This is a genomic window from Polycladidibacter hongkongensis (assembly GCF_001561995.1).
Classification (GTDB): Bacteria; Pseudomonadota; Alphaproteobacteria; order Rhizobiales; family Stappiaceae; genus Pseudovibrio; species Pseudovibrio hongkongensis.
On sequence record NZ_LLWC01000022.1, the window covers coordinates 387,749 to 410,419 of the forward strand.

General features: G+C 54.7%; 20 protein-coding genes and 1 other RNA gene. 9 read left to right on the top strand and 12 right to left on the bottom strand.

Features of this window, described 5'->3' with window-relative positions; all coding sequences use genetic code 11:
* Nucleotides 1-52: 52 nt before the first annotated feature.
* Nucleotides 53-1,609 (top strand): 2-isopropylmalate synthase, encoded by a 1,557-nt coding sequence (locus tag AYK82_RS09890; RefSeq protein WP_068314783.1) that lies wholly within the window; start codon nucleotides 53-55, stop codon nucleotides 1,607-1,609.
* Nucleotides 1,610-1,934: 325 nt separating this feature from the next.
* Here AYK82_RS09890 and miaA read toward each other — a convergent pair whose 3' ends face one another.
* The gene (gene miaA / locus AYK82_RS09895) at nucleotides 1,935-2,921 is read right to left on the bottom strand and encodes a tRNA (adenosine(37)-N6)-dimethylallyltransferase MiaA (protein ID WP_244265747.1); all 987 of its coding nucleotides are present in this window, start codon (nucleotides 2,919-2,921) and stop codon (nucleotides 1,935-1,937) included.
* On the opposite strand from miaA, the gene serB reads away from it, so the two are divergent.
* Nucleotides 2,905-3,798 carry a phosphoserine phosphatase SerB gene (gene serB / locus AYK82_RS09900; RefSeq protein WP_068314787.1) on the top strand — a complete coding sequence of 298 codons (894 nt, stop codon included), beginning with the start codon at nucleotides 2,905-2,907 and terminating at the stop codon, nucleotides 3,796-3,798. The genes miaA and serB overlap by 17 nt on opposite strands.
* A 64-nt stretch (nucleotides 3,799-3,862) precedes the next feature.
* Here serB and AYK82_RS09905 read toward each other — a convergent pair whose 3' ends face one another.
* From AYK82_RS09905 to AYK82_RS09945, 9 genes are all read right to left on the bottom strand, one after another.
* On the bottom strand, nucleotides 3,863-5,350 hold the full coding sequence (locus AYK82_RS09905; protein ID WP_068314788.1) for a Do family serine endopeptidase: 1,488 nt from the start codon (nucleotides 5,348-5,350) through the stop codon (nucleotides 3,863-3,865).
* 228 nt (nucleotides 5,351-5,578) lie between these two features.
* On the bottom strand, nucleotides 5,579-5,764 hold the full coding sequence (locus AYK82_RS09910; protein WP_068314789.1) for a DUF2065 domain-containing protein: 186 nt from the start codon (nucleotides 5,762-5,764) through the stop codon (nucleotides 5,579-5,581).
* Nucleotides 5,761-6,660: a protease modulator HflC gene (gene hflC / locus AYK82_RS09915; RefSeq protein ID WP_068314792.1), complete on the bottom strand. Its 900-nt coding sequence runs from the start codon at nucleotides 6,658-6,660 to the stop codon at nucleotides 5,761-5,763. Before hflC ends, AYK82_RS09910 begins: the two co-directional genes overlap by 4 nt.
* Nucleotides 6,660-7,823 carry an FtsH protease activity modulator HflK gene (gene hflK / locus AYK82_RS09920; protein WP_068314795.1) on the bottom strand — a complete coding sequence of 388 codons (1,164 nt, stop codon included), beginning with the start codon at nucleotides 7,821-7,823 and terminating at the stop codon, nucleotides 6,660-6,662. The genes hflC and hflK overlap by 1 nt, the downstream gene beginning before the upstream one ends.
* A 245-nt stretch (nucleotides 7,824-8,068) precedes the next feature.
* The gene (locus tag AYK82_RS09925) at nucleotides 8,069-8,545 is read right to left on the bottom strand and encodes a GNAT family N-acetyltransferase (RefSeq protein ID WP_068314798.1); all 477 of its coding nucleotides are present in this window, start codon (nucleotides 8,543-8,545) and stop codon (nucleotides 8,069-8,071) included.
* Nucleotides 8,545-9,060: a dihydrofolate reductase gene (locus AYK82_RS09930; RefSeq protein WP_068314800.1), complete on the bottom strand. Its 516-nt coding sequence runs from the start codon at nucleotides 9,058-9,060 to the stop codon at nucleotides 8,545-8,547. Before AYK82_RS09930 ends, AYK82_RS09925 begins: the two co-directional genes overlap by 1 nt.
* Entirely contained in the window at nucleotides 9,057-9,665 is a 609-nt protein-coding gene (locus AYK82_RS09935; protein ID WP_068314802.1) for a histidine phosphatase family protein, read from the bottom strand. Before AYK82_RS09935 ends, AYK82_RS09930 begins: the two co-directional genes overlap by 4 nt.
* Nucleotides 9,662-10,501, bottom strand: coding sequence for a 3-deoxy-manno-octulosonate cytidylyltransferase (locus AYK82_RS09940; RefSeq protein ID WP_172795223.1), 840 nt, complete (start codon nucleotides 10,499-10,501; stop codon nucleotides 9,662-9,664). The genes AYK82_RS09935 and AYK82_RS09940 overlap by 4 nt, the downstream gene beginning before the upstream one ends.
* A 15-nt stretch (nucleotides 10,502-10,516) precedes the next feature.
* Nucleotides 10,517-11,311 carry a thymidylate synthase gene (locus AYK82_RS09945; RefSeq protein WP_068314809.1) on the bottom strand — a complete coding sequence of 265 codons (795 nt, stop codon included), beginning with the start codon at nucleotides 11,309-11,311 and terminating at the stop codon, nucleotides 10,517-10,519.
* A gap of 185 nt (nucleotides 11,312-11,496) precedes the next feature.
* Here AYK82_RS09945 and ssrA point away from each other — a divergent pair.
* From ssrA to AYK82_RS09965, 4 genes are all read left to right on the top strand, one after another.
* Nucleotides 11,497-11,852: a transfer-messenger RNA gene (gene ssrA / locus AYK82_RS09950) on the top strand.
* A gap of 102 nt (nucleotides 11,853-11,954) precedes the next feature.
* Nucleotides 11,955-12,557 (top strand): SspB family protein, encoded by a 603-nt coding sequence (locus tag AYK82_RS09955; RefSeq protein ID WP_068314812.1) that lies wholly within the window; start codon nucleotides 11,955-11,957, stop codon nucleotides 12,555-12,557.
* A gap of 102 nt (nucleotides 12,558-12,659) precedes the next feature.
* Nucleotides 12,660-12,887, top strand: coding sequence for a DUF4169 family protein (locus AYK82_RS09960; protein WP_068314814.1), 228 nt, complete (start codon nucleotides 12,660-12,662; stop codon nucleotides 12,885-12,887).
* Nucleotides 12,884-13,123 (top strand): ribbon-helix-helix domain-containing protein, encoded by a 240-nt coding sequence (locus AYK82_RS09965; RefSeq protein ID WP_068314817.1) that lies wholly within the window; start codon nucleotides 12,884-12,886, stop codon nucleotides 13,121-13,123. The genes AYK82_RS09960 and AYK82_RS09965 overlap by 4 nt, the downstream gene beginning before the upstream one ends.
* Here the strand turns inward: AYK82_RS09965 and AYK82_RS09970 are convergent.
* Nucleotides 13,120-17,247: an AsmA family protein gene (locus AYK82_RS09970; RefSeq protein ID WP_068314820.1), complete on the bottom strand. Its 4,128-nt coding sequence runs from the start codon at nucleotides 17,245-17,247 to the stop codon at nucleotides 13,120-13,122. The genes AYK82_RS09965 and AYK82_RS09970 overlap by 4 nt on opposite strands.
* Before the next feature lie 407 nt (nucleotides 17,248-17,654).
* Between AYK82_RS09970 and AYK82_RS09975 the strand changes: the two genes are divergently transcribed.
* From AYK82_RS09975 to AYK82_RS09985, 3 genes are all read left to right on the top strand, one after another.
* Nucleotides 17,655-19,295 (top strand): chloride channel protein, encoded by a 1,641-nt coding sequence (locus AYK82_RS09975; RefSeq protein WP_068314823.1) that lies wholly within the window; start codon nucleotides 17,655-17,657, stop codon nucleotides 19,293-19,295.
* 126 nt (nucleotides 19,296-19,421) lie between these two features.
* On the top strand, nucleotides 19,422-20,168 hold the full coding sequence (locus tag AYK82_RS09980) for an AzlC family ABC transporter permease (protein ID WP_082733883.1): 747 nt from the start codon (nucleotides 19,422-19,424) through the stop codon (nucleotides 20,166-20,168).
* 1 nt (nucleotide 20,169) lies between these two features.
* The gene (locus AYK82_RS09985) at nucleotides 20,170-20,493 is read left to right on the top strand and encodes an AzlD family protein (protein WP_068314825.1); all 324 of its coding nucleotides are present in this window, start codon (nucleotides 20,170-20,172) and stop codon (nucleotides 20,491-20,493) included.
* A gap of 70 nt (nucleotides 20,494-20,563) precedes the next feature.
* Here the strand turns inward: AYK82_RS09985 and AYK82_RS09990 are convergent, their stop codons facing one another.
* Nucleotides 20,564-22,381: an aminopeptidase P family protein gene (locus AYK82_RS09990; RefSeq protein ID WP_068314827.1), complete on the bottom strand. Its 1,818-nt coding sequence runs from the start codon at nucleotides 22,379-22,381 to the stop codon at nucleotides 20,564-20,566.
* Nucleotides 22,382-22,671 lie beyond the last annotated feature (290 nt).

The window sequence follows — 22,671 nt, forward strand, 5'->3', positions numbered from 1 at the left end:
CGCCCAAACAGACAAGATCGGCTGCGGGACAAGAGTATAAAAGGACTTCCCAATGACTTCAGCAGCGAAAGACCAAGTGGTTATTTTCGACACCACCTTGCGCGACGGCGAACAATCTCCCGGCGCCTCCATGACTTTGGAAGAAAAGTTGCAGGTGGCCGAGCTGCTCGACACCATGGGTGTTGATATCATTGAAGCCGGTTTTCCAATTGCCTCCAATGGGGATTTCGAGGCCGTTTCCGAAATCGCCAAACGCAGCAAGAACGCGGTGATCGCCGGTTTGGCCCGCGCCATTCCAGCGGATATCGACCGCGCCGGAGAAGCCATTCGCTTTGCCGAAAAAGGCCGCATTCATACCTTCGTCTCCACCTCTCCCATCCATCTGCAATACCAGATGAAGAAAAATGAAGAGGAAGTGCTGGAGATCATCAACAAAACCGTGGCGCAGGCACGCAATCTGATTGATGATATCGAATGGTCGGCCATGGATGCCACCCGCACCCCGATTGATTACCTGTGCCAATGCGTGGAAGCGGCGATTAACAATGGCGCCACCACCATCAACCTGCCAGACACCGTCGGCTACGCCACCCCGCAAGAATACCAGCACATGTTTGAGCAGGTTATTGCGCGCGTACCAAATTCCGACAAGGCGATTTTCTCCTCGCACTGTCACGATGATTTGGGCCTCGCCGTTGCCAACTCCTTGGCAGCTGTTGCTGGCGGTGCCCGCCAGATCGAATGTACAATCAACGGCTTGGGCGAGCGCGCTGGTAACGCAGCTTTGGAAGAGATAGTGATGGCAATTCGCACGCGCTCCGACGTCCTGCCCTATGATTGTAATGTAGATCCAATCTATATGACTCGCGCATCAAAACTGGTCTCTGCTGTTTCCTCTTTCCCTGTTCAGTACAACAAGGCGATCGTGGGTAAGAATGCCTTCGCGCACGAAAGCGGCATCCACCAAGATGGCATGCTGAAACATGCTGAAACCTACGAGATTATGCGCCCTGCTGATGTTGGCGTGAAAGCCACATCGCTTGTCATGGGCAAGCACTCTGGCCGCCATGCCTTCAAGGACAAGCTGACCGAGCTGGGCTACGACTTGGGCGATAACGCGCTGCAAGAAGCTTTCCGCCGCTTTAAAGAATTGGCAGACCGCAAGAAAAACGTTTACGACGAAGACATCGAAGCCTTGGTCGAAGACGAAATCGCTATTCAGGGTGAAAACGTCAAGGTCATCGCATTGACAGTGATCGCCGGCACCGGCGGCCCACAAAAAGCGATCCTCACCATGGACGTGGATGGCAAGCACGAAACCCGCGAAGCCAACGGCGACGGCCCGGTTGACGCCACCTTCAACGCCATCAAAGCAATCTGGCCACATGAGGCAACCCTGCAACTCTACCAAGTGCACGCAGTTACCGAAGGCACTGATGCACAGGCAGAAGTTTCGGTGCGTTTGGAAGACGGCGGCAAAATGGCCACTGGTAAAGGCGCTGATACTGATACCCTCGTCGCCTCGGCAAGAGCGTATGTTTCCGCACTTAACAAGTTGCAGATCCGCAGCCAGCGCAAGGTGAACGTGGAAGACGCAATCGCCAGCTAACTCTAATTACTTCAAGTGCTGATAATTTTAAAAGCGCGCCGTAAGGTGCGCTTTTTTGTGCCAACAATCGTAGCGCAAACCGCCACACTTAGGCCAAACAAAAAGCCAGCGGAGAGGCCTCTCTCCGCTGGCTTTTATCAAGAGTGGAGCATTCGGCTCCGCCGCATATAATTCATAAATATCAATAGGATAAACAATACAACACTAAACTTGATTGCGGTGTTTTAGCCGGTTTTCTTGGCACTGTCACCCAGTTTTTTTGCATGCCTGCCACGCGCAGTCCAACGATTATTCTTGACAGGCAGCCATGCTCTACATCTTCCCCTCATTGCATAAATCCTTGGCAAATTCGCTCACTCGTTTCGCGAAGGGCATCCGCTTGAAGCGGATCAACCAGTGGCCAATCTGAAAGCTGTCCTCTGAAGAATGTGGACTGCCGCTTGGCATAACGCCGCGTCTCGGTTTTACACTTCTCAATCGCAGCCTCCAAGGAGATTTCCCCGTTTGAGGCTGCCACCAGCTGCGGTACACCAATCGCTTTCATCACTGGCATGTCCGCACCATAATCTCTGCCAGCCAACGCAACAGCCTCTTCCAAAGCGCCGTTCTGCATCATCATGTCAAAGCGTTGATGAATACGATCATGCAAAATACGCCGCTCTGGCATCAACACCAACTTGCAAACATCCCCCGGTCGCAATATCGGCGTCGAGCGCTCCTGCTGCCAATAGCTTAAAGATTTGCCCGTACTGTCATACACTTCCAACGCCCGCACCAATCTTTGTGTGTCTTCCGCATGCAGCCGCGTCGCCATTTGTGCATCGCGAGAGGCCAAAGCAGCATGCAAGGCCCCTTCTTCGGCCTGCTGGGCAAATCTGCGCCAATAAGCGCGCACTTCAGCATCAATATCCGGCATCAAGGATATGCCTTCCAGCGCTGCTTTAAAGTAAAGCCCAGTGCCCCCGACGATGACAACGGGCCGCTGCGCCGCCACGGCCTCGCGTAATTCCCCTGATATTTCCTCAAGCCACCGCATCACATTGTAAGGCTCATTTCCGGATATGTGCCCAAACAAGCGGTGGTCAGCTTGCGCCAATTCCGCGGGTGATGGCCGTGCTGTCAGCACATTCAGCTCGCGATAGATCTGCATGGAATCCCCATTTAAGATCACCGCACCTAGCTTTTGCGCCAAGTTTATTGCCAGTGCCGTCTTGCCGCTGGCCGTAGGCCCCGCTATCAACACTGCGAAAGGCCGCCTGGCCCCCTGAGCTTTCTCTACCATCTGCGAGTCGCTTATGTCTTTTGTTGTCACACTGCTTTCCAACCCGGCCAATCCGGCGCTCACCGATGAGCTCTTGCAGGCTGTCGCCGCGGCTCTACCAGCCACCAGCACCACAAAGATACTAGATGCTGGTATCGCTGCAGACATTTTTTTAGGTGATCAAGCGCCGACGCAAGAGCTGCGCGCAAAAATCCTGCAGGTTCTTGGCATCGCGCCTATCGACTTTCACATACAGCCTGTTGCTGGCCGCCGCAAATCATTGCTGATCGCCGACATGGATTCTACCATGATCCAGCAGGAATGTATCGACGAGCTCGCTGCCGAACTGGGCTTGAAGGCCAAAATCGCTGCGATCACCGAAAGCGCCATGCGCGGCGAAATTGCCTTCGAACCCGCTTTGGAACAACGCGTCGCGCTGTTATCTGGGCTTCCAACCAGCATTATCGCCAAGACTATCAAAGAGCGTATAACGCTTACGCCCGGCGGCCGAACTTTGGTGCAAACCATGCGCGCAAATGGGGCATATACAGCGCTGGTCTCTGGCGGCTTTACCGTATTTACCAATGAAATTGCCGAGCATATCGGTTTTCACGAGAACAAAGCCAACATCCTCCTTGAAGCGGACGGAGAATTGACGGGCAAAGTACAAATGCCGATCCTTGGACAAGCGGCAAAGCAACAGCGCTTGGAGGAACTGGTGTCCCAAAAGGATATCGCGCTCGAGGCCGCACTAGCCGTTGGCGATGGGGCAAACGATCTTTCCATGATCAAGGCTGCAGGACTGGGGGTGGCCTACCACGCAAAACCAATGGTTGCAGCCGAGGCCGACACCGCGATTAATCATGGAGACTTAACCGCCCTCCTCTATCTGCAAGGCTACAGTCGCGCCGAATTCATCGACAACTAGCCAAGCCCATCAGTAAACCAAACGGTGACCAAGTAAACGGCGAGAGGCCTTACGGCCTCTCCCATTATTCTCGCGTGTCACTGAGCCGCACGGCCACGAACCGCAGCTCTCCAGATGAATTTGAAAGGAGCAGCAACACAGTTTTGCGCCCCTCTTTTTCCATGTCGGCGATGACTGTGCGGATGTCTTGCGCTGAGGTGACAGGCTCTTGTGCAACCTCGACAATTACATCCCCTTGATGGACACGTTTATCTTCCGCATTTGATCCACTTGCCACTTCTGTAACGACCACTCCCTCGATCTCCGAGGAAAGGCCAAACCGCTCACGCCAATTGCTGTCAAGTTTTGCAACCATGAGCCCTAGCTCGCTAATGCTTGTAGCGCCTTCATTAGCCGATACCGGCTCTTCAGCCCTTTCAACCATTGCAATCTGATTTGCCTCCTGCAACTTGCCCAGAACGACCTGTTTGCGCAGCACTTCCCCCTTGCGAAACACTTCCAGCTCGACTTCCTTGCCAATATCAGTGCTGGCAACCATGCGCGGCAGTTCTCGCATTGCATCAACCCGTTGACCGTCAAAACGCAAGATAACATCACCAGGCAGAATGCCAGCTGGCTTTGCCGGACCCTCTTCATTTACTGCGGCGACCAACGCCCCATAAGCCTCGCTCATGCCAAGGCTCTCGGCGATCTCGTCGTTTACCTGTTGAATACGCACTCCGAGCCAACCGCGGCGGGTCTCCCCAAATTCACTCAGCTGCGCAATCACCGCTTTCGCCGTCTGTGAGGGTATTGCAAAGCCAATACCTATTGAGCCACCAGAGGGGGAGAAAATCGCGGTATTGATGCCAACCACCTCTCCCTTCATATTGAACAATGGACCGCCGGAATTGCCACGGTTAATCGAAGCATCGGTTTGAATAAAGTTATCATAGGGGCCTGCATTGATATCGCGATTGCGAGCAGAAACAATGCCAACTGTTACTGTGCCACCAAGGCCAAACGGGTTGCCAATGGCCATCACCCAGTCCCCGACACGAAGCACATCCGAGTTCCCGAAGCTTGCGGCCTTTAGCGGCGCTGAACTCTTGACTTGCAAAACAGCAATATCTGTCTTGTCATCCCTGCCAAGCAATTTGGCATCAAGCTTGCGACCATCAGAGAAATTCACGCTGATAACATCAGCACCATCAATCACATGATTATTAGTTACGATAATGCCGTTTTGCGCGTCTACAACAAAACCAGAGCCCAGCGACTGGACTTTGCGTGGCCCCTTGTCTTCTTCATCTCCTTGAAAAAACTCTTCAAAGAAGTCCTGAAAGGGTGAGCCATCCGGAACCTTTGGCGTCGGCACAGGCCGGCGCGCCTCCACCTTTTGCGAGGTTGAAATATTGACGACCACATCGCTAAGTTCCTCAGCCAAATCGGCTAGGGACCCTGGCCCCACACCGTGAGGTCCACCATGCGCAAGCGCAGTAGCATGTCCAACAACCACAAAACACACAATCAAAAAAAATTCGCGCAACTTATAAAGCAATGCTTCGGCCATCGGCCAACTCCTTATAAAGCTGTTCCCGCTACGGCAAAAAAACGCCGCAACACGTTTCGATGTTGAAGCCACATTGTGCCAGAGCGCCGGTTAACAAACCCGCATCAGCAAAACACAATGCAGAATATCCACTCAATCCCTAAACTATGGCCCTTAAAACGATAGCCCATCAAAATCCGAAGGCCTTATCCCACGCCAATAAAAAAGGGAGGCAATGCCTCCCTTTTTTCAGCCTCGAATGAGCCAGACGATCAACACTCCAAAGGCGACAAAAACCGCTCCGCCTACCCTGAGAGAGCCCTCGGGCATCTCCTGCATTCTCAAGAGCATTCCCTTAAGCTGCGCAGGAAAGAGTGCATAGAGCAATCCTTCCAGCACAAAGACAAGTCCAACAGCTACAATCAGCTCATTCATTGCGCCGCCGGCACCTGTGCACCACGGCCAGAGCCCTTAACAACGCCCTGCTGCGAACCGAAGAAGCGGAAGAATTCCGAATCCGGCGATAGCACCAGCGAACTGTCGCCCGCATTCAGCGCCTTGTCATAGGCTTGCATAGAACGGTAGAACTCAAAGAAATCTGCATCAGCTGAATAAGCCTTTGCGTAGATTTCGTTGGCAAGTGCATCGCCATCACCGCGTTGAATGTTAGCATCACGCTGTGCTTCCGCCAGAATAACGGTGGAATCGCGATCAGCACGGGAACGAATACGCCGTCCCTGCTCTTCACCTTGTGCGCGAATTTCAGTTGCTTCACGCTCGCGCTCCGTCTGCATACGGCGGAACACAGCCTGCGAGTTAGCCTCAGGCAAATCTGCGCGGCGGATCTTCACATCAATCACATCAACGCCAACTGTAGATGCACTTTTGTCCATGCGCGATGTTATTTCCTCCATTAAGTTTGACCGTTCATCGCGCACGACTTGAATAAATGTAGACTTACTTAGAACTGTCCTCAAAGAAGAGTCTAGGAACGTGGCCAGTGGGTTTTTGCGATTTGGGGAGGAAACTACTTTTTGATAGTAGAGGATAGGATCCTCGATTTTAAAACGAGCGAACGCATCTACTACAAGACGTTTCTTATCCGAAATAATAATTTCCTTCGGCGATAGATTGAGATTCAACACTCTCTTATCAATGTAGACTACAGATTGCCAAGGAAATTTAAATTTCAAACCTGCTTGGGTTTCAGTCTTTCTGACTTCACCAAATTGCAAAACCAAAGCCTGTTGCGCTGGATTAAGCGTAAACACACACCAATAGGCTACAAGAGCAGCAACAGCGACCAAGATGCCAAGAATTGCACTACGCATTAGTTGGCTCCTCCCTTTGTGGATTTGTTCAGCTGGTCAAGAGGCAGATACGGCACCACCCCGCCATTGTCGCTGTCGATGATAATTTTCTTGTTGCGTGACAGCACGTTTTCCATGGTCTCCAGATACATACGCTGGCGCGTCACATCCGGCGCCCGCTTGTACTGCTCTAGGATCTTTTCAAAGCGTGCCGCTTCACCGGTTGCATCTGCAACAACCTTTTCCTTATACGCGCTTGCCGCTTCCAAGACGCGCGCAGCGTTACCGCGTGCTTCCGGAACTACCCGGTTCGCATAGGCTTGCGCTTCGTTCTGGATCCGCTCTTGGTCCGCGCGCGCAGCTTGCACATCACGGAAGGCTTCAATCACCTGCGAAGGCGGGTCCACTCTAAGGAGTTTAACATCGGTAACAACAACTCCCGCAGTGTATTCATCCAACGCCTTTTGCATAAGCTCAGCAACAGAGTTCTGGATCTCATTACGACTGGAAGTCATAACATCATCGATACGAGAGGTTCCGACAACTTCACGCATCGTACTCTCAGACACAGCCTTTACGGTTGCCTCCGGATTCTCTACATGAAACAAGAAATTTTCTATGCCTTGAAGGCTAGGATCTACGCGCCACTGAACCTTGAAATTTACATCGACGATGTTTTCATCACCAGTAAGCATCAAGCTTTCTTGCGGCACATTGCTCTGGCTCACGCGGCTGCCGCGCACCAGCTCCTTCATACCAACCGTAACCTCACGAATACCGTCTACATTTGGAGTATAAGTAGAGCCAATCGGATATGGCCAGTTGTAGTTCAGACCCGGACCAACCTGACTTGCCACTTCGCCAAAAACCAGCTCGACACCACGTTGACCCTCTTCAACCCGGTAGATCCCGGTTGCAAGCCACAAGGCAGCGGCCGCGCCAACAACCAGCACCAGCCCAAGCGCCCCGAGCCCGCGGCCACCGCCGCCAGGCACCAAACCCTTTAGCTGGTCCTGTCCGCGCTTTAAAAGCTCATCAAAGTCAGGTGGTGTATTTCCACCCCCGCGCTGTGGGCCACCGCCCCATGGGCCGCCGCCGCCACCGTTTCCGCCGCCATTGCCGCCGCCGGGTGAGCCCCAAGGACCGTTATTGCCGCCCCCGCCACTCTGATTGCTCCAAGGCATATAAATTTCCTCTTTAAGTTTTTCGCATTCAAACGTCAGTCTAAACCGATTCCCGTTAACCTATTGGCAACAGACTAGCCTTGAGAGCCATTTGAAAGCAATTCCTCCATTCCAGAGGCACCAAGGGCACGCTCTGGCAAAAGATCTTGCGTGTTAGGTAGGAAGGCTGATGCCAATAAACAAGCATTTCCTATCTATTTTCCAACGTCGCCCACGCAAATCTTAAGTGAAAGGCGCTGGCCTGCCTACACGCGGCGCATTAGAATATGTTCAATGCCATCATCCAAGAACACGTCGCCGATTGGAACAAAGCCAAAGCTAGCGTACAGCGCTTGCGCATAAACCTGTGCTTCCAGCTCGAGCGGAATGCCCTCAGATCGCCGAGCGCACTGGTCAATGGCAGCGCGGAGCATTTTTTGTGCCAGCCCTCGGCGACGATGGCTTTTCGACACAACCACCCGCTGCACCTTATTCACCCCGCCTTCAGCCCCGGCAACCGGCCCCATCAATCGCAATGTCCCGACAAACTCGCCGCCGTCTTGAAGCAGCAAATGCAATGCTTGATCATCCAGCCCGTCCGCATCACCAAAGGGGCATTGCTGCTCAACAATAAACACATCACTGCGCAGCTTAAGCAACTGATAGAGCTGTTTTTTGTCAAGTTCATCAAAGCTACGCCATTCCGCTAACAGCCCATCTGCAAATTCCGAACAGTTATTCATTAATCGCCCCCGCAACGCTCGTAGAGTTCCAGCTCGGTCGAGGCGCTGTCCTTCGCCCCACGCTCGAACGCCTCACGCTTTACGAGCTGCCATAGCTTTGTATCGATTTGAGGAAAAAAAGTGTCGCCTTCCGGCGTGGCCTTCACGCGCGTAATGTAAAGCCGCTGCGCTTGCGCAATCGCCTCCGCATATAGCTGGCCGCCGCCAATCACCATGATCTCATGCGGTGCTTCCTGCCCGCCCTTGGAAGCCATCTCCAACGCCTGCGCCAATGAACCCGCGAGCTCGGCCCCCTCCGGGGCTTCGCTAAGCCCTCTACTTACAACAATATTTCGCCGCCCCGGCAAGGCCCGTCCGATCGAGGCAAAGGTTCTGCGCCCCATAATAATCGGCTTGCCCATGGTGGTTTTGCGAAAAAACTTAAGATCCGTCGAGATCGACCACGGCATATCATTTTGAAAGCCGATCACCCCATTCTCCGCAACGGCCGCAATCAAAGAAATCACAGGCCTCATGGGCGCAAATTCCAGCTGGTCAACGAGATCTCCCCCCCACTTTGTAGCTCAAACACGCCATAGGCACCCGTTTTCAGCTTAAGATCAACCCCTTCAGCCAACCCGGCTGCCTGAAGCGCAAAGCGGGCAATACCATTACTGGTAACAAGGAGTACGTCCTCCCCGGCGTAAGACTTAACAGCCTTGGCAAAAAACTCTTGCCAACGCCCGATAACAGCAGGTGGATCAATATGCCAGCCCGGCGGCGGCACCGCCTGCTCTTCCCAAGCCTTGAGCGCTGCCTCGCCAATGCGCGCAACAACCTCAGCCTCGGGTTTGTTCTCGTCTGGGCCGTAATCCACTTCCACCAGAAACGGCAGCACCTTCAGTTCAACATCATCTCCTTGCAGCTCCAGCACCGCCCGCGCTGTCTGCTTGGTACGCTGTAAAGGAGAACAAAATGCCCGGTTAAACCGCAGCCCTTGCCTCTGGCAATGCTCTGCCAGTGCCGCAGCCTGCGCCTTGCCCGAAACCGAAAGCGGCAGATCCGTGCGCCCGCCCACACGTGTCACCACATCCCCTTTGTCAAAGGTATTGCCGTGCCGCGCCACAACAATGCGCGTCATAGCCGTGCCTCCAATACATCATAGGGATCCCCATGGCGAGCGATCAATTCCTCGGCAAGCTGCGCATCAGCGGGCGTATCAACACCGGACATTGAAAGCTGCGGCGATGCCACCAACGCTGCATGAATGCGCATACCGTTTTCCAAAAAGCGCAATTGCTCCAAGCCCTCAAGGCTCTCGTAGTGCCCTTTGCCAAGCTCGGTAAAACGCTGCAATGCCGCAAACCGATAGCCGTAAAGGCCGATATGGCGCAACACCGGCGACAAATCAGAGCCCGCACGGAGGTCATTTTCCCCGCGAATTGCTGGCAAAATTTGTTTGGAAAACCACAGCGCTTCTCCTGCTCCATTGCGCACGCAAGTGGTCCCCGAGTAAGGGTGCGCCTGCTTGTGGTCCCGCAGTGCATCCAGCGCCGCCCAGTCCAGCTGGATCACGGGAGTAAACACATCCGCACCCGCCGTGTTGCGCGCCGCCTCTATCAAGACTTCAACATGCTCTGGCGGTGTAAACGGGGCATCCCCCTGCAAATTCAAAACAAAATCAGGCAATGCTGTCCCTGTTTTCTCGCAGTAAACATGCGCCGCCGCCAATGCGCGGTCACTGCCCGACGGCAAGTCAGGATCTGTCATCACCCACGGCGCGCCAATCTCTTTGCAATGCGCGGCAACCTTGTCGTCATCAACGGCGACGACAAAGGCCACATCGTCCGCACGGGCGGCAGTCTTGGCAATCTGCACCACTCGTTGTAACAGGCTGCGCCCCGCGATCAAATGCAGGGGCTTTTGCGGAAATCGTGTCGAGCCGATCCGCGCGGGGATTGTTATCAGTGCTCTCATGAATTCTAATGTCTCCTAGACAGCAACAGGCGCTTTAATATGTGGATGCGCCTCATAGCCTTCCAGCGTGAAGTCATCATAGGTGAATGAAAACAAGTCTTTAACCTGCGGATTGATCAACATCTGTGGCAAAGCTTTGGGCGCTCTGGATAGCTGTTCTTGTGCTTGTTCCATATGATTGGAGTAAAGATGCGCATCACCCAACGTATGTACAAAGTCACCCGGACGCAAATCGCAAACCTGCGCCACCATCATGGTCAGCAATGCATAGGACGCAATGTTGAACGGCACGCCGAGAAACACATCTCCCGAACGCTGATAGAGTTGGCAAGACAACCGCCCCTCACTCACATAAAACTGAAAGAGCGAATGGCACGGCGGCAACGCCATTTCATCTACCAATGCCGGATTCCAAGCGCTCACAATCAGCCGCCGGCTTTCCGGATTGGTTTTAATCTGCTCTACCACCTGCGCAATCTGGTCAATATGCCGTCCGTCCGATGCTGGCCACGAGCGCCATTGATAGCCGTAAACCGGCCCCAAATCGCCATTCTCGTCGGCCCATTCATCCCAGATCCGCACCCCCTTCTCTTTTAAGTAAGCAATATTGGTGGAACCAGACAGAAACCAAAGCAGCTCATGAATGATCGAGCGCAAATGCAGCTTTTTCGTTGTCACCAGCGGAAAACCATCGCTTAGGTCAAAACGCATTTGATGGCCAAATACAGATTTCGTGCCCGTGCCGGTGCGATCACCGCGCCAGACACCTTCATCCATTATTCTTTGCATCAAAGCCAGATATTGCTGCACCTTCTTATCCTCGAATCGTGGTGGGTGGTCTCGCGCAGCTTACGTGTTTCCCTTTGCAGTTCAACAGCCGCGTTTTCTTGGGCAGATCCCCTAAAGCGTGAGGGAAAATGCCCCCGTATTTGCAAGCCATGTCAGCCACGGTTCCTCCCATTTTGTCAACAGCTTACCGATCGAAGCGCGCCATGCCCCTTTCTTTTGCCGGGTTCAGCACCTATATTCCCCCTGCTGGCTTGCCCAGCTATGGCAATAAATGGTCAACGCAATAAACCTATCGGACCCGGGGGCGGTACCCGGCGCCTCCACCCAAGCCCGTAGTTCCTGCGGGTTTCGGCGGGGGCGAAATAGGATCGACGAGGGCGTAAAGGTTGTGCTTTTGCTCGGCATTGTACCACCGTTATCGGGCTATTTTTATAGTTGCAAACGACAACTATGCTATGGACAACGCTGTCGCTGCGTAATGCAGTGCCGGTAGTCCGCCAAGTCCCAGAGGTTTAGCTCTTTGGGCGGGGTTCGAAGGCACCTGGCAACAGAAGCCTTCACTAGATTTCAGTTATACTTCTGCTGGCGACACCACGCGAGCGCGGCTCTCCCGCCTTGGCTGTCCTTAGCAAAGCGTAGAGCAAAAGGACGGTGTTGCCCCAACATGGCAGAGGATTTGATACGCTACGACATTATCATTCAAGATGCATTGCGCGGTGCTGTGCGCAAGATCTTGAACGAAGTCAACCGCGCCGGCCTGCCGGGCGAGCACCATTTCTACATCGCCTTTGATACCACGGCACCGGGTGTAAAAATCTCGCCTCGCCTGAAAGAGCGGTATCCTACCGAGATGACAGTGGTGCTTCAGCACCAGTTTTGGGATTTACAGGTCACCGAGCATTCATTCGAAGTCGGTCTGTCTTTTGGCGGCGTCCCCGAGCGCCTGTTCGTGCCCTTCTCCGCCATTAAAGGCTTCTTCGATCCCTCTGTGCAATTTGCATTGGAATTCGAGCCCGGCAAGACAGCTGAGGAACAACCAGAAGAATTCCGCATCGTCGAGAACGACGCTCAAGAACTCGAAGAAATTCAGGACGAGTTGGAAGGCATGGAAGCGGCTCTTCAGAAAAGCCGCGATGCAGCGGAAGCTGAAGCGCTCAGCACCTCCAATGAAGACGATACAAACAATGACGACACATCCGGTGATACGAACGCCGGTGACAATGGCGCCGAAGTTGTCTCTCTTGATGCCTTCCGCAAAAAGACTTAGCGCCTCAAGCCATTGCGAAGACGACATGAAGCCGGTGCCTCACCGGCTTTTTTTCTGCGCACAAACCTGCTAGGCATGAAGTTCACAGCGCCAGAGGGCCCTATGGCAGAGATTATAAACCTACGTCAGCAGCGAAAACTGGCAAGCCGCGCCAAAAAGGAGCAGCAGGCTGCACAAAACCGCGCGCAATTTGGCCGAAGCAACGCGGAAAAACAGCTCACACAAGCGCGCAACGACCAGAGCGAAACACGTCTGAGCGCACACGTTCGCCAAAACACGCCTGCTAAACTACACGCAATCCCAAAAGCAGAGAAAGACATCAAGTCATGAGCACTCTGGTCAAGCGCTCCATTACCCTACATGGTCACCGCACCTCAATCGCGCTAGAACCAGAATTTTGGCAGGCGCTGGACGAGATGCAAAAGGAGACCGGCAGCAGCTTCGCCGCAACCATCGCCCGGATCGATGACAACCGCGACCCGCAAGCCGGTTTATCCAGCTGCATCCGTGTTGCAATTCTGTCTTATCTGCAGACTAAGCTAGGCGCAGTAGACACAGAACTCTAGTCTATCTGCAACACGCGCCCGGGAAACTCGCGAAACCTTGGTGTATTGCCTTGCGAACCAGTAGGTATCTCAGCCTTTGGCAAGGGCAATGGCGCTGCCTTATGATCGCGCGGCGCCCGCTGTGTTGGCAGCGGAACGAGAATAGGCCGCTGTGCTTCGCGCACATCATCCCCCGGAGCCACCAAGATTTTTTCTTCTCCAGAAACCTGAAGCTCTGGCAATGCGCGCACGGCCTCCGCCGGAACCGTGCGCTCATGAAAGCCATCAATAGTCTTAAGCTCGTCTAGTGCAGGCAGCGCGTTAGCCTCAATACCCTTTTTCGAAATTGGTAATGTGACTTCAGAATCCGCAGCCGAATTTGCAGGCAAAGACGCATCTGCTGGCTTTTGCTTGGCTTTCGCGCCCTTCAGCGCTGAAGTGACTTCATCAAGGAAGCTTTTTGAAACCCCCTTCCCCTCACTTGGTGCACTGTAAACTTTAGCTGTCGGTTCAGTGGCCCGCTGCTGCGCCTGCAAGGCCGCGGCCTCCTCGCGTGCGGCCAATTCAGCAGCTTTTGCAAGCGCGATCTCTTCAGCCTTACGCCGTGCTTCGGCTTCTGCAGCAGCTTTCGTGGCCGCCTCAGCTGCCGCCCTCAATCGCGCCTCTTCTTCTGCTTTGCGCTTGGCTTCCACAACGGCTTGCTGTCGGCGCAATTCGGCGATTTTTTTCTCCTGTTCGGCAATACGCGCCTGTTCCTCGTCAATCCGGCGCATGTTCTGCTCGATTTGGCGAAGATTGAGGTAAGAAAGGAAAGGCCCCACATCGAGGCTCTGACGAGGTGCATCAAGCCCCCCCGCAAACAACAATTTCACCTGCGGGTCAGCGCTGGCAACGTCTTGCGCACCCAACTCCACCTTGATATCCAGATCGCCCTTAAATTGCCCGCTGAGCAAGTTATACTGCCCGCCACCAAACACTGTAGCATTTGGACTCTCCACGCTCACATTGCGCAGACGCATCAAACCGCCATCAAGCGCAAGAGTGCCCTCTATCTGGGCAAATGGCAGCGTATCCTCAGCAAACGAGTTCTCGAAGGCCGCCTGTACGCTGGCCTGTTCCACAGCCATGCCCTCATCTACCTGCGAAATCACCCGCGCAAACGCCAGTGGATTCATACCCTGCAAAGCGCCATTGCTGGCCCTGAAAGTCCCGCCTCCCGACAGGCCCTCTACCAGAGTTGCAATGCTGGTGCCCATACCTTCGAATTCGCCAGTTACCTCCAGAAGGCCGCTTGCCGCGGGGCCATCGGCGGTTCGCCACCAAACATCCGCAAGATTTAGCTTCTCTGCGCGCAATTGCCCGCCAAGCGACAGTCGGCCGCCCGCACGTCGCAGATCAAGCCGTCCTTCCAGCTGCCCATCTCCAAGGGTTGCCGAGGCATCTTCAAACAGCACCTCGCCTTCGCGCAGCGTGAGATCGCCCGCAACCTGCTTTAGCGGTTCTCCTTCGGCGGTAACCTGCATAACATCGCTGCTAAAATCGAACTTTAAATCAATACCGCCCAGCAAAGAGCGCCCCATCTCGCCATCCGGCCAGCGGGATGCAGGCGCATCAAGAGCAACCTGCAAGGCTTGCGGCCCTAGCAACAGCGCAGCAATCGAACCTGCATCAGCGCGATCAACCTTAAGCGCCCCCTCACCAGATATCATCGCGATGCCGCCAAGCTCGCCCGCCAGATACCCCTCCACGGTCGCATCACCAAGTTGCCCACTCACCTGCGAAATCTCGTAGTTTGTATCTGTGCCGCGCATATCCGCAGTGAGGTTTACTCCAAACGCCCCGTCAAGCACTGGCAATGTATAGCCAAACAACAAGCCGTAGGGTGCAAGATCATCCGCACGCACTGATACCTGACTGTCCCACAGCCAAATTCCATCGCTTTGGAGCTGGGTTTGCCCCTCCATGACCAAATCCGCACTGCCTAGTTGCCCCATCAGTGTGTAGCCGAGCCCTTGCTCAAGCTGCCCGTCGACAGCAAGCCGTACATCGCCGGAAATCGCGCTATCAATCGGTAGAACCTCAAGCCCCAGCTGTCTGAGCAGCATCACGCCATCAGCGCCGCCAAGGGAAACTTCGCCAAGCAGCTTGCCAGAAGTGAATTGGTCCAGCTTGCCCGCATAACTGCCGCTCATATCTAAGCTGTTAACCCCGAGCCGCCCGGAAAGATCCAGCGTCAGATCGGTAAAGTCGCCATCAGCCGTGGCCGAAAGCTTGCCGCGCAGTGTCGCTGGGGCAAGTGCCGGCGCCGCCTTTTCAAACTGGCTCAGAACTGCATTATCCGGCTGAAAACGGCGCAACAATTCCGCAAACCCCACAAGCGAGGTCGCACTTAAATCTCCGCTGATCTCACCATAAGGCGCTGCACCCAGATGCGAAACACGCCCGGAAACATTCACGTAGGCGCCAGCCAAATCCCGCAGTTTGAATTCCTTGATATCCAGTGCATCATCTTGCAGCTGTGCCTGTACCACCATGGATTTCGCCGCGACAGACCCCGCATTGAGTTCATCCGCATAATACCGCAAGTCAAGATCATGCCCAAGGACAGCTCTTTTGCCCATGCCCATGGCTTTGCCAAAGGCCAGCAGCTGGTCCACATCCAGCTTGTCGCTGTCCACATCAATCCGCAGTTTTGCCCGCGAACCCTCTGGAGCAAACGTGTACACAAGGTTGCCAACCGAGCGCCCCTCGTCCATGTCAAAGCGAAGATCATTCAGCGCAAGTCGTTCTGCCCCCACATCAACGCGTCCTTTGGCGGCAAATCGCGGCAGCCGTTGCAGCGCCTGTGCCTCGCCATTTGTCAACCAGCGCAGCAGCTGGCGCACGTCGCCGGAACGCAGGTCATACTCGCCGCGATAGGCAAGGCTGGGCGACAACTCCAAAAACCCGCTACTGCTAAACGTGCCGCGCCCTGGCAACACTGCACTCACCTCGTCGACATTCCAACCACCAGCCTGGGCGCCAAGGGCAAGTGTAAAATCACTCACCACTTGCCCGCCAACAACAAGGCTTGGAACTCCAATGCGCACATAGCCCGGCACACGCATGGTCGGCAGTCCATGTAAGGCCGCAACCCCGTGCATAAACGCCTGTCGCAAGGCCACCGGCTCTTGCGGTCCGCCGCGCAGGATCCGGTCCAGATCAACCTGCTTAAATTGAGCGCCAATTTCAAACAGGGATTGCGCGCCAAACGAAAGAGCGGCACGTCCCTCTGCTTTGATGGGGCGCTCTGCGCTCCCCACCTGCAATGCCGCATCGCTTATTTCTATGCCGGAAGGGTCGAGCAAAAAGTCACCAGCGACCGACCAACCCCCTTGGCTTGCCGTATTGTCCTTGCCCTCACGGTGATGTTCCAGCGTTAATTTGCCATCATAAACAGGTCGCAAACCATCACGGCTCAAAATACCATCGCTCGACACTTTGACCGCCATGCCCGCCGGTGCGATTTGCGCCTTCAGGCGCAACCCGCCGTTCCCGCTTACACGGCCACTTGCCAGCTGCACGTCAAACGCCGATCCCTCAACATCCAAAGAACCTGAAGCCTTGAACGGCCCTTGCAACGATCTTGCGCTTAGCAACAAGTTTGCATTGCTGCCTTCATATTCGGTGCCATTGCGGGCATCGGCAAACACAAAGCTTCCCTCGGAAACTTCGATGCGGTCAAACTTCACCTGTTCAGGATCAAGGCTTGCAATTGCTGAACGCCGCGGGGTTTTACGCAGCAAATCAAGTTGGCCTTGCTCATCCAGCGACAACGACAGTCGCGGCTGCAGCAACTTCATAGTGACAACCCGCACCTCACCTGACAGGAGAGACGGCAAGTCAATATCACTTTCAAAGCGCGCGACAACCATGACAGGGGCTTCCCTGTCGCCAACGCGCACATCGGAGAATGAAACAGAAGGTGAAGGCAACAGCTGCACATCCACACTGCCCAGCACTGCGACTTCGTGTCCGAGGATTTCCTCACCATATTGCTCGAATGTCGCCCGATAGGCCGACCAATCTACAAACATCGGCCCGACCAGCGCCGCAACTAGCGCCAAGATTAGTGTAGTGCCGACTGTTATGTAGACCGAATTCACCTTACAACTCCCTGGGACATTCCGCTGCGCAATGCAAATATCTGCGCGACATCAATCTATTAACACTAATGCAAACCGAAGGGCTACGCCAATCCCAATCTGCTCGCCTCCCCTGTATTCGTGGGGGCAAACAGGCAGGACGCCAACAATTCCACAACTCTAAAAAACAAAATGCTAAATATCATCAGCATATAACAATTATGCGTCTTTAACAGGGGCAACAGCCACCATCGAAGCCTGCCACAAGATAACAGGTCCTTGCTTGCGTGAAAGGGGGTATTGCGCAGGAATATGCCAGCATTGCGGCATTCCCACTTGTAAACCTGCGGATAAATCGGTTTTGTTAGAATCTAGAAAATCCAATAACAGTCACCCTTCAACAACGCCGCACAGCACAAGCAGAAAACATGAAGGCAGTTCTTTCCCCAATCCATGAATTTTACCGCCTTCTAAAGAGTTGGGCCGAGCCTAATCTCCGTTTTTTTACGGGCAATCGGCAGCCCTTGCTTTGGCTATTGGCTATTATTGTTGGTGCACTTGTCTCTCTTGCTGCCATCGCCTTTCGCGTAGCCATCGGCGCGGTGCAATGGACATGGTTGGGCACCTCGTCCGAGCGTGTCGCCCAAAGCATTGCCGCCCTGCCACCCCACACCATCCTCATTGTACCTGCTGTGACCGGCTTACTCGTTGGCCTACTGCTGCAATACGTCCAGCCCCGCCAGCGCACTGGCGGTGTAGCTGATGTAATTGAAGCGCGCGCGCAAGGTGGGCAAGGCCTCCCGTTTCGCTCCGGCATTTCTTCGGCTCTTATAACCGCTCTTTCGCTTGGCGGCGGCGCCAGCGCCGGGCGCGAAGGCCCGGTGGTGCACCTTGGAGCGACCTTAAGCACAAATTTGTGCCGCTCGCTCGCACTTCCCGACACCGCGCGCCGCATACTACTCGCCTGCGGCGTTGCCAGCGCCGTCTCCGCCAGTTTTAACGCGCCCATTGCAGGTGTCCTCTTCGCCCATGAAGTCATCCTCGCCCACTACGCACTCAGCGCCTTTGTGCCCATCGTCCTTGCCTCAACAGTGGGAACACTCTTCACCCGCCTCTATTTTGGCGAAGCTGCTGCGTTTACCCTACCTCCCTACGAGATCGCCTCCTATTGGGAATTCCCGGCATTTGCCCTCCTCGGCCTTACCTGCGCCATTGTTGCCGTGCTGCTGCAAGCCTCGCTTATCGCCGGTGACTGGACAGCGCGAAACATCAAGCTACCCCTTTGGCTCCGCCCTGCTATCGGTGGCTTGGCCATCGGCGCCATTGCCCTGTTCTTCCCGCAAGTGCTCGGAGTGGGCTATGAAGCAACCGACGCAGCCCTGCATGGCAAACTCTCGTTAGCCTTGATGCTGGCATTGATCCTTGCAAAAACCGCCGCCACGTCCATAACACTTGCCTCCAGATTTGGCGGCGGCATTTTCTCCCCCTCGCTCTACATTGGCGCCATGGCAGGTGGCGCATTCGGCCTTATTGCAGGCTCCGCCTTTCCCGATATTGCCTCCAGCTACGGCCTCTATGCTATTTTGGGGATGGGTGCCGTGGCCTCTGCCGTGCTCGGCGCGCCTTTGTCCACCACCTTGATTGTGTTTGAACTTACCGGCGGGTATGACCTTTCCATTGCGCTGCTGCTCTGTGTCTCAATCTCGACCGGCCTTAGCAATGCCCTTCTGGGTCGCTCCTTCTTTCAGTGGCAATTGGAAATGCGCGGTGTTTTCGTGCGCGATGGTTCTCACAAGTGGCTGGAACAAGCCGTTCATGTGGCGGATTTCATGGAGCCCCTGCGCGAAGGCGCTTCCAATGAACGCCCCAAAGAGAGCGAGACAGCCGTGCTTTTTGATAGTGATTGCCTAAACACGGCTCTCAAAGCTTTTGACGAAAGCGGCAAAGGCGCTCTGCCCGTCGTCACCCGCGCCCAGCCCTACACGATCATCGGCTACGCACACCACCTTGCCGCACTGCGTGTCTTCAACTCCGCGCTAATTAAGGCAACCGAAGAAGAGCACCGATAATAGTTTTTCATCACCTACCCTTACGAAAAAACTTGTAGACCACGCAACATTCCGCTCTCTTTTCGTGGGACACTTCATAGTTTCACCTATATGCTCGCGTTCTTCGCAATAGAGCACCAAAACCTTATGTCTACAAACACCCATTCCGCATCCGCGCATCACGCCCCGCACTCGCCAGAAAAGCAAAGCGAGTTTTTTCTGGGCGTCACCACTATTCTACCACTGCTGTTTGCAACTTTCCCCATTGGCTTGCTGTTTGGCACCTTGGCAACGCAAAAGGGCCTGAGTGCTTTGGAAGCAACACTGATGAGTGCTATGGTGTTTGCCGGAGGTTCTCAGTTTGTTGCGCTCGATTTGTGGGCCCACCCATTGCCTTGGGTCTCGATTATGGTTTCTACCCTGCTGGTCAACCTGCGCCTCGTGCTCATGGGCATGTCCCTTGGACCCAAAGCCGCCGCCCTGCGTGGCCCCAAAGGCATGATCGCTTACTTTTTCCTCACCGATGAAAGCTGGGCCCTCTATGAAAGGCGCGTGCTGACAAAGCCGCTGAGTTTTTCATTCTACTTCGGTGTCGCCACCCCGTTTTATTTAAACTGGGTCGCCAGTACATTTGTTGGTGCCTTCTTGGGCTCACAAGTTGCAGACCCTGCTAAGTGGGGTCTCGATTTTGCCTTCACCGCACTGTTTACCTACCTCATCATGAGTTTTTGGCGCGGCAAACGAACCGGCATTACCCTCGCCGTTAGCGGCTTGAGCGCAGTGGTGGTACAACAATTGGTACCCGGTGCTTGGTACATTATGGCTGGCGCATTGGCGGGCATGGGCTCCGCCGCCGCACTTTATGATCCCAATGCACCGCAGGAGGCCCGCTAACATGTCACCAGAGCTATTCTCTCTCTCGCCCATCGTGCTTCTGTGCCTGTTTGGCATGTTTCTCAGCACTTTCTTCGCGCGCAACCTTGGCCAGTTCATCATTCGCTTTGTGCGCATCTCTGGCCGGACAGAAGCTGCGCTGCAAGCTGCCCCGCCAGCTATCCTGATGGCAGTGATCGCGCCGGTCGCCTTTGCCACCGGCCCGGCAGAAACCGCCGCTACCGCACTCACCGCGCTGGTTTCCACCCGCCTGCCGCTGCTGGTCTCCATTATCCTTGGCGTTATCGCAGTGTTCTGTTTTCGCCTTGCCTTCGCCATGCTGTAACGCAACCAGAAACAAAAAGGCCGCTCCACACGAGGAAGCGGCCTTTACTCTTTTGTTTGTTAATACGCGCTTAAAGTGCCCGCGTCGCCTGCGCCAACCAGCTGCGCGTCTGCTCATCTACAAGCGATGCAAGGCTCTCGTATACCCGCAGGTGATAAGTGTTAAGCCAGCTCAACTCATCACCGCTCAGCAACGAAACATCAACCAACTCCAGATCAATCGGCGCCAGTGTGAGCGCTTCAAATCCCAGCATTGGTTTATCACCACCGTCAATCTCGCTGGCCGGGCGCACGAGCTCCAGATTCTCGATGCGAATGCCATAGGCGCCATCGCGATAATAGCCCGGCTCGTTGGAAAGGATCATCCCCGGCTCAAGCACGACAGGACTACCATTTTTGGCGATGCGCTGCGGACCTTCATGCACGCCAAGATAAGAGCCAACCCCATGGCCCGTACCGTGATCAAAATCTAGCCCTGCCTTCCAAAGCTCAAGCCGCGCCAGAGTATCCAACTGCGCACCACAGGTGCCCACCGGGAAGCGCGCTGTCGCAATCGCAATATGCCCCTTGAGAACCAGTGTGAAATGGCGCTTCTGTTCATCACTCACCGCGCCCACTGCCAGTGTACGGGTAATATCAGTCGTGCCGTCTTCATACTGCGCACCTGAATCAATCAGATAAACCGAGTTGCTCTCCACCGGCAGATTGCTTTCGCGGCTCACCCGATAGTGGCAGATCGCCCCGTGCGGACCAGCTGCGGAAATACTGTCAAAGGAGAGATCCTTCAGCTTCCCTGTTTCAAGGCGGAACGCCTCCAACTTCTCCGCAACCGAAATTTCGGTGTGCCCACCTTTCGGCACTTCACGATAAAACCACGCCAGAAAGCGTACGTAGGCGGCCCCATCGCGCACATGCGCCGCTCGTGCCCCATCAATCTCGGCGGAATTCTTGATCGCCTTTGGCAACAAAGTCGGCTCCGCCCCTTCAACAACGGTGCCGCCATTGTCGACGACAGCATCATAAAGCGCCACGCCTGCCAAAGACGGATCGATCAGCACTTTTTCTCCTGCCGCGCCAGCTGCTTGCAAAGCGCCCGTCAACGCAGCGGGCTCGTGCACATCGCCCACTTGCTCAAGTTCACTGCGCACAACATTGCTTAGCTTTCGTCCATCGATAAACAAGGTTGGCCGCCCGCTAGCAGGCAACAACGCAAAGGAAAGCGGCAGCGGCGTATGCTCAACATCACTGCCACGAATGTTAAACAGCCACGCAATGGAATCAGGCTGCGTCAACAGGGCAGTGTCCGCCCCTTGCTCGGCAATCACTTTGCCTACCCGCTCAATCTTGCTCTGCGCGCCTTCGCCCGCATATTCCAATGGATGTAATTGCACTTGCCCAAGTGGCGCCGCCGGGCGATCCGCCCAAACGCTATCAACCGGATTATCAACAACAGCGACCAGCTGCGCTCCCACAGAAGCCAGCGCCTCACGCAGCACCCGTACTTCCTTGAGAGGGTGCAACATCGGGTCAAAACCGATTTTATCGCCAGCTTGCGCGACCTCACCAAGCCATGCTTTCAGCGGTGCCTCGGTAAGATGGCGGTAGGTAAAGGCCGCCTCTTCGACCTGTTCGCGCACCTGTATGGTATAACGCCCATCTACAAAGATGGCGGCCTTATTACCCACCACCGCAGCCACACCAGCCGAACCGCTAAATCCGGTCAGCCATTGCAAACGGCAATCATGCGCCGGTACATATTCGCCCTGATGCGCATCCGCCCGCGGCACGATAAATCCGGATAAGCCACGCTTGGCCAGCTCTTCCTGCAGCAAGGCTAACCGCTCTGGCCCGCAGGATTTTTCGTTCACGATATCGAAGTCTTGAAACATGAGACGTAGCCTAGCGCGTAATGCCGCTGACTCAAACCGCTTTTCCGTCCGCATAAACAAACGTCAACAGCGCAGCCCCACGTGAAGTGAGAGGTTACTGTGATATGCAGCTATGCAAATATTAGGGGCCACAGTGCCTTTCGGCACAAAAACACTTATTCACCCCCCGAATTCAAGTATATTATACAATTGCATACACTATAAGCTATTGTATTTATTCATATTTTTAGCTTTCATTCTGAAAACGCATAACTGACATGCGACATCTCGCCTTTTCACTTACAAAAAAA

Excerpts from the sequence above, each read along its gene's own strand:
- AYK82_RS09960 (WP_068314814.1), top strand. The coding sequence starts at position 12,660 with ATGGCAGAGATTATAAACCTACGTCAGCAGCGAAAACTGGCAAGCCGC.
- hflK (WP_068314795.1), bottom strand. The coding sequence starts at position 7,823 with ATGCCTTGGAGCAATCAGAGTGGCGGGGGCGGCAATAACGGTCCTTGG.
- serB (WP_068314787.1), top strand. The coding sequence starts at position 2,905 with ATGTCTTTTGTTGTCACACTGCTTTCCAACCCGGCCAATCCGGCGCTC.
- AYK82_RS09965 (WP_068314817.1), top strand. The coding sequence starts at position 12,884 with ATGAGCACTCTGGTCAAGCGCTCCATTACCCTACATGGTCACCGCACC.
- AYK82_RS09990 (WP_068314827.1), bottom strand. The coding sequence starts at position 22,381 with ATGTTTCAAGACTTCGATATCGTGAACGAAAAATCCTGCGGGCCAGAG.
- AYK82_RS09910 (WP_068314789.1), bottom strand. The coding sequence starts at position 5,764 with ATGAATGAGCTGATTGTAGCTGTTGGACTTGTCTTTGTGCTGGAAGGA.
- AYK82_RS09980 (WP_082733883.1), top strand. The coding sequence starts at position 19,422 with ATGTCTACAAACACCCATTCCGCATCCGCGCATCACGCCCCGCACTCG.
- AYK82_RS09955 (WP_068314812.1), top strand. The coding sequence starts at position 11,955 with ATGGCAGAGGATTTGATACGCTACGACATTATCATTCAAGATGCATTG.
- AYK82_RS09985 (WP_068314825.1), top strand. The coding sequence starts at position 20,170 with ATGTCACCAGAGCTATTCTCTCTCTCGCCCATCGTGCTTCTGTGCCTG.
- AYK82_RS09890 (WP_068314783.1), top strand. The coding sequence starts at position 53 with ATGACTTCAGCAGCGAAAGACCAAGTGGTTATTTTCGACACCACCTTG.
- AYK82_RS09905 (WP_068314788.1), bottom strand. The coding sequence starts at position 5,350 with ATGGCCGAAGCATTGCTTTATAAGTTGCGCGAATTTTTTTTGATTGTG.
- hflC (WP_068314792.1), bottom strand. The coding sequence starts at position 6,660 with ATGCGTAGTGCAATTCTTGGCATCTTGGTCGCTGTTGCTGCTCTTGTA.
- AYK82_RS09925 (WP_068314798.1), bottom strand. The coding sequence starts at position 8,545 with ATGAATAACTGTTCGGAATTTGCAGATGGGCTGTTAGCGGAATGGCGT.
- AYK82_RS09940 (WP_172795223.1), bottom strand. The coding sequence starts at position 10,501 with ATGAGAGCACTGATAACAATCCCCGCGCGGATCGGCTCGACACGATTT.
- AYK82_RS09930 (WP_068314800.1), bottom strand. The coding sequence starts at position 9,060 with ATGAGGCCTGTGATTTCTTTGATTGCGGCCGTTGCGGAGAATGGGGTG.
- AYK82_RS09975 (WP_068314823.1), top strand. The coding sequence starts at position 17,655 with ATGAAGGCAGTTCTTTCCCCAATCCATGAATTTTACCGCCTTCTAAAG.
- AYK82_RS09935 (WP_068314802.1), bottom strand. The coding sequence starts at position 9,665 with ATGACGCGCATTGTTGTGGCGCGGCACGGCAATACCTTTGACAAAGGG.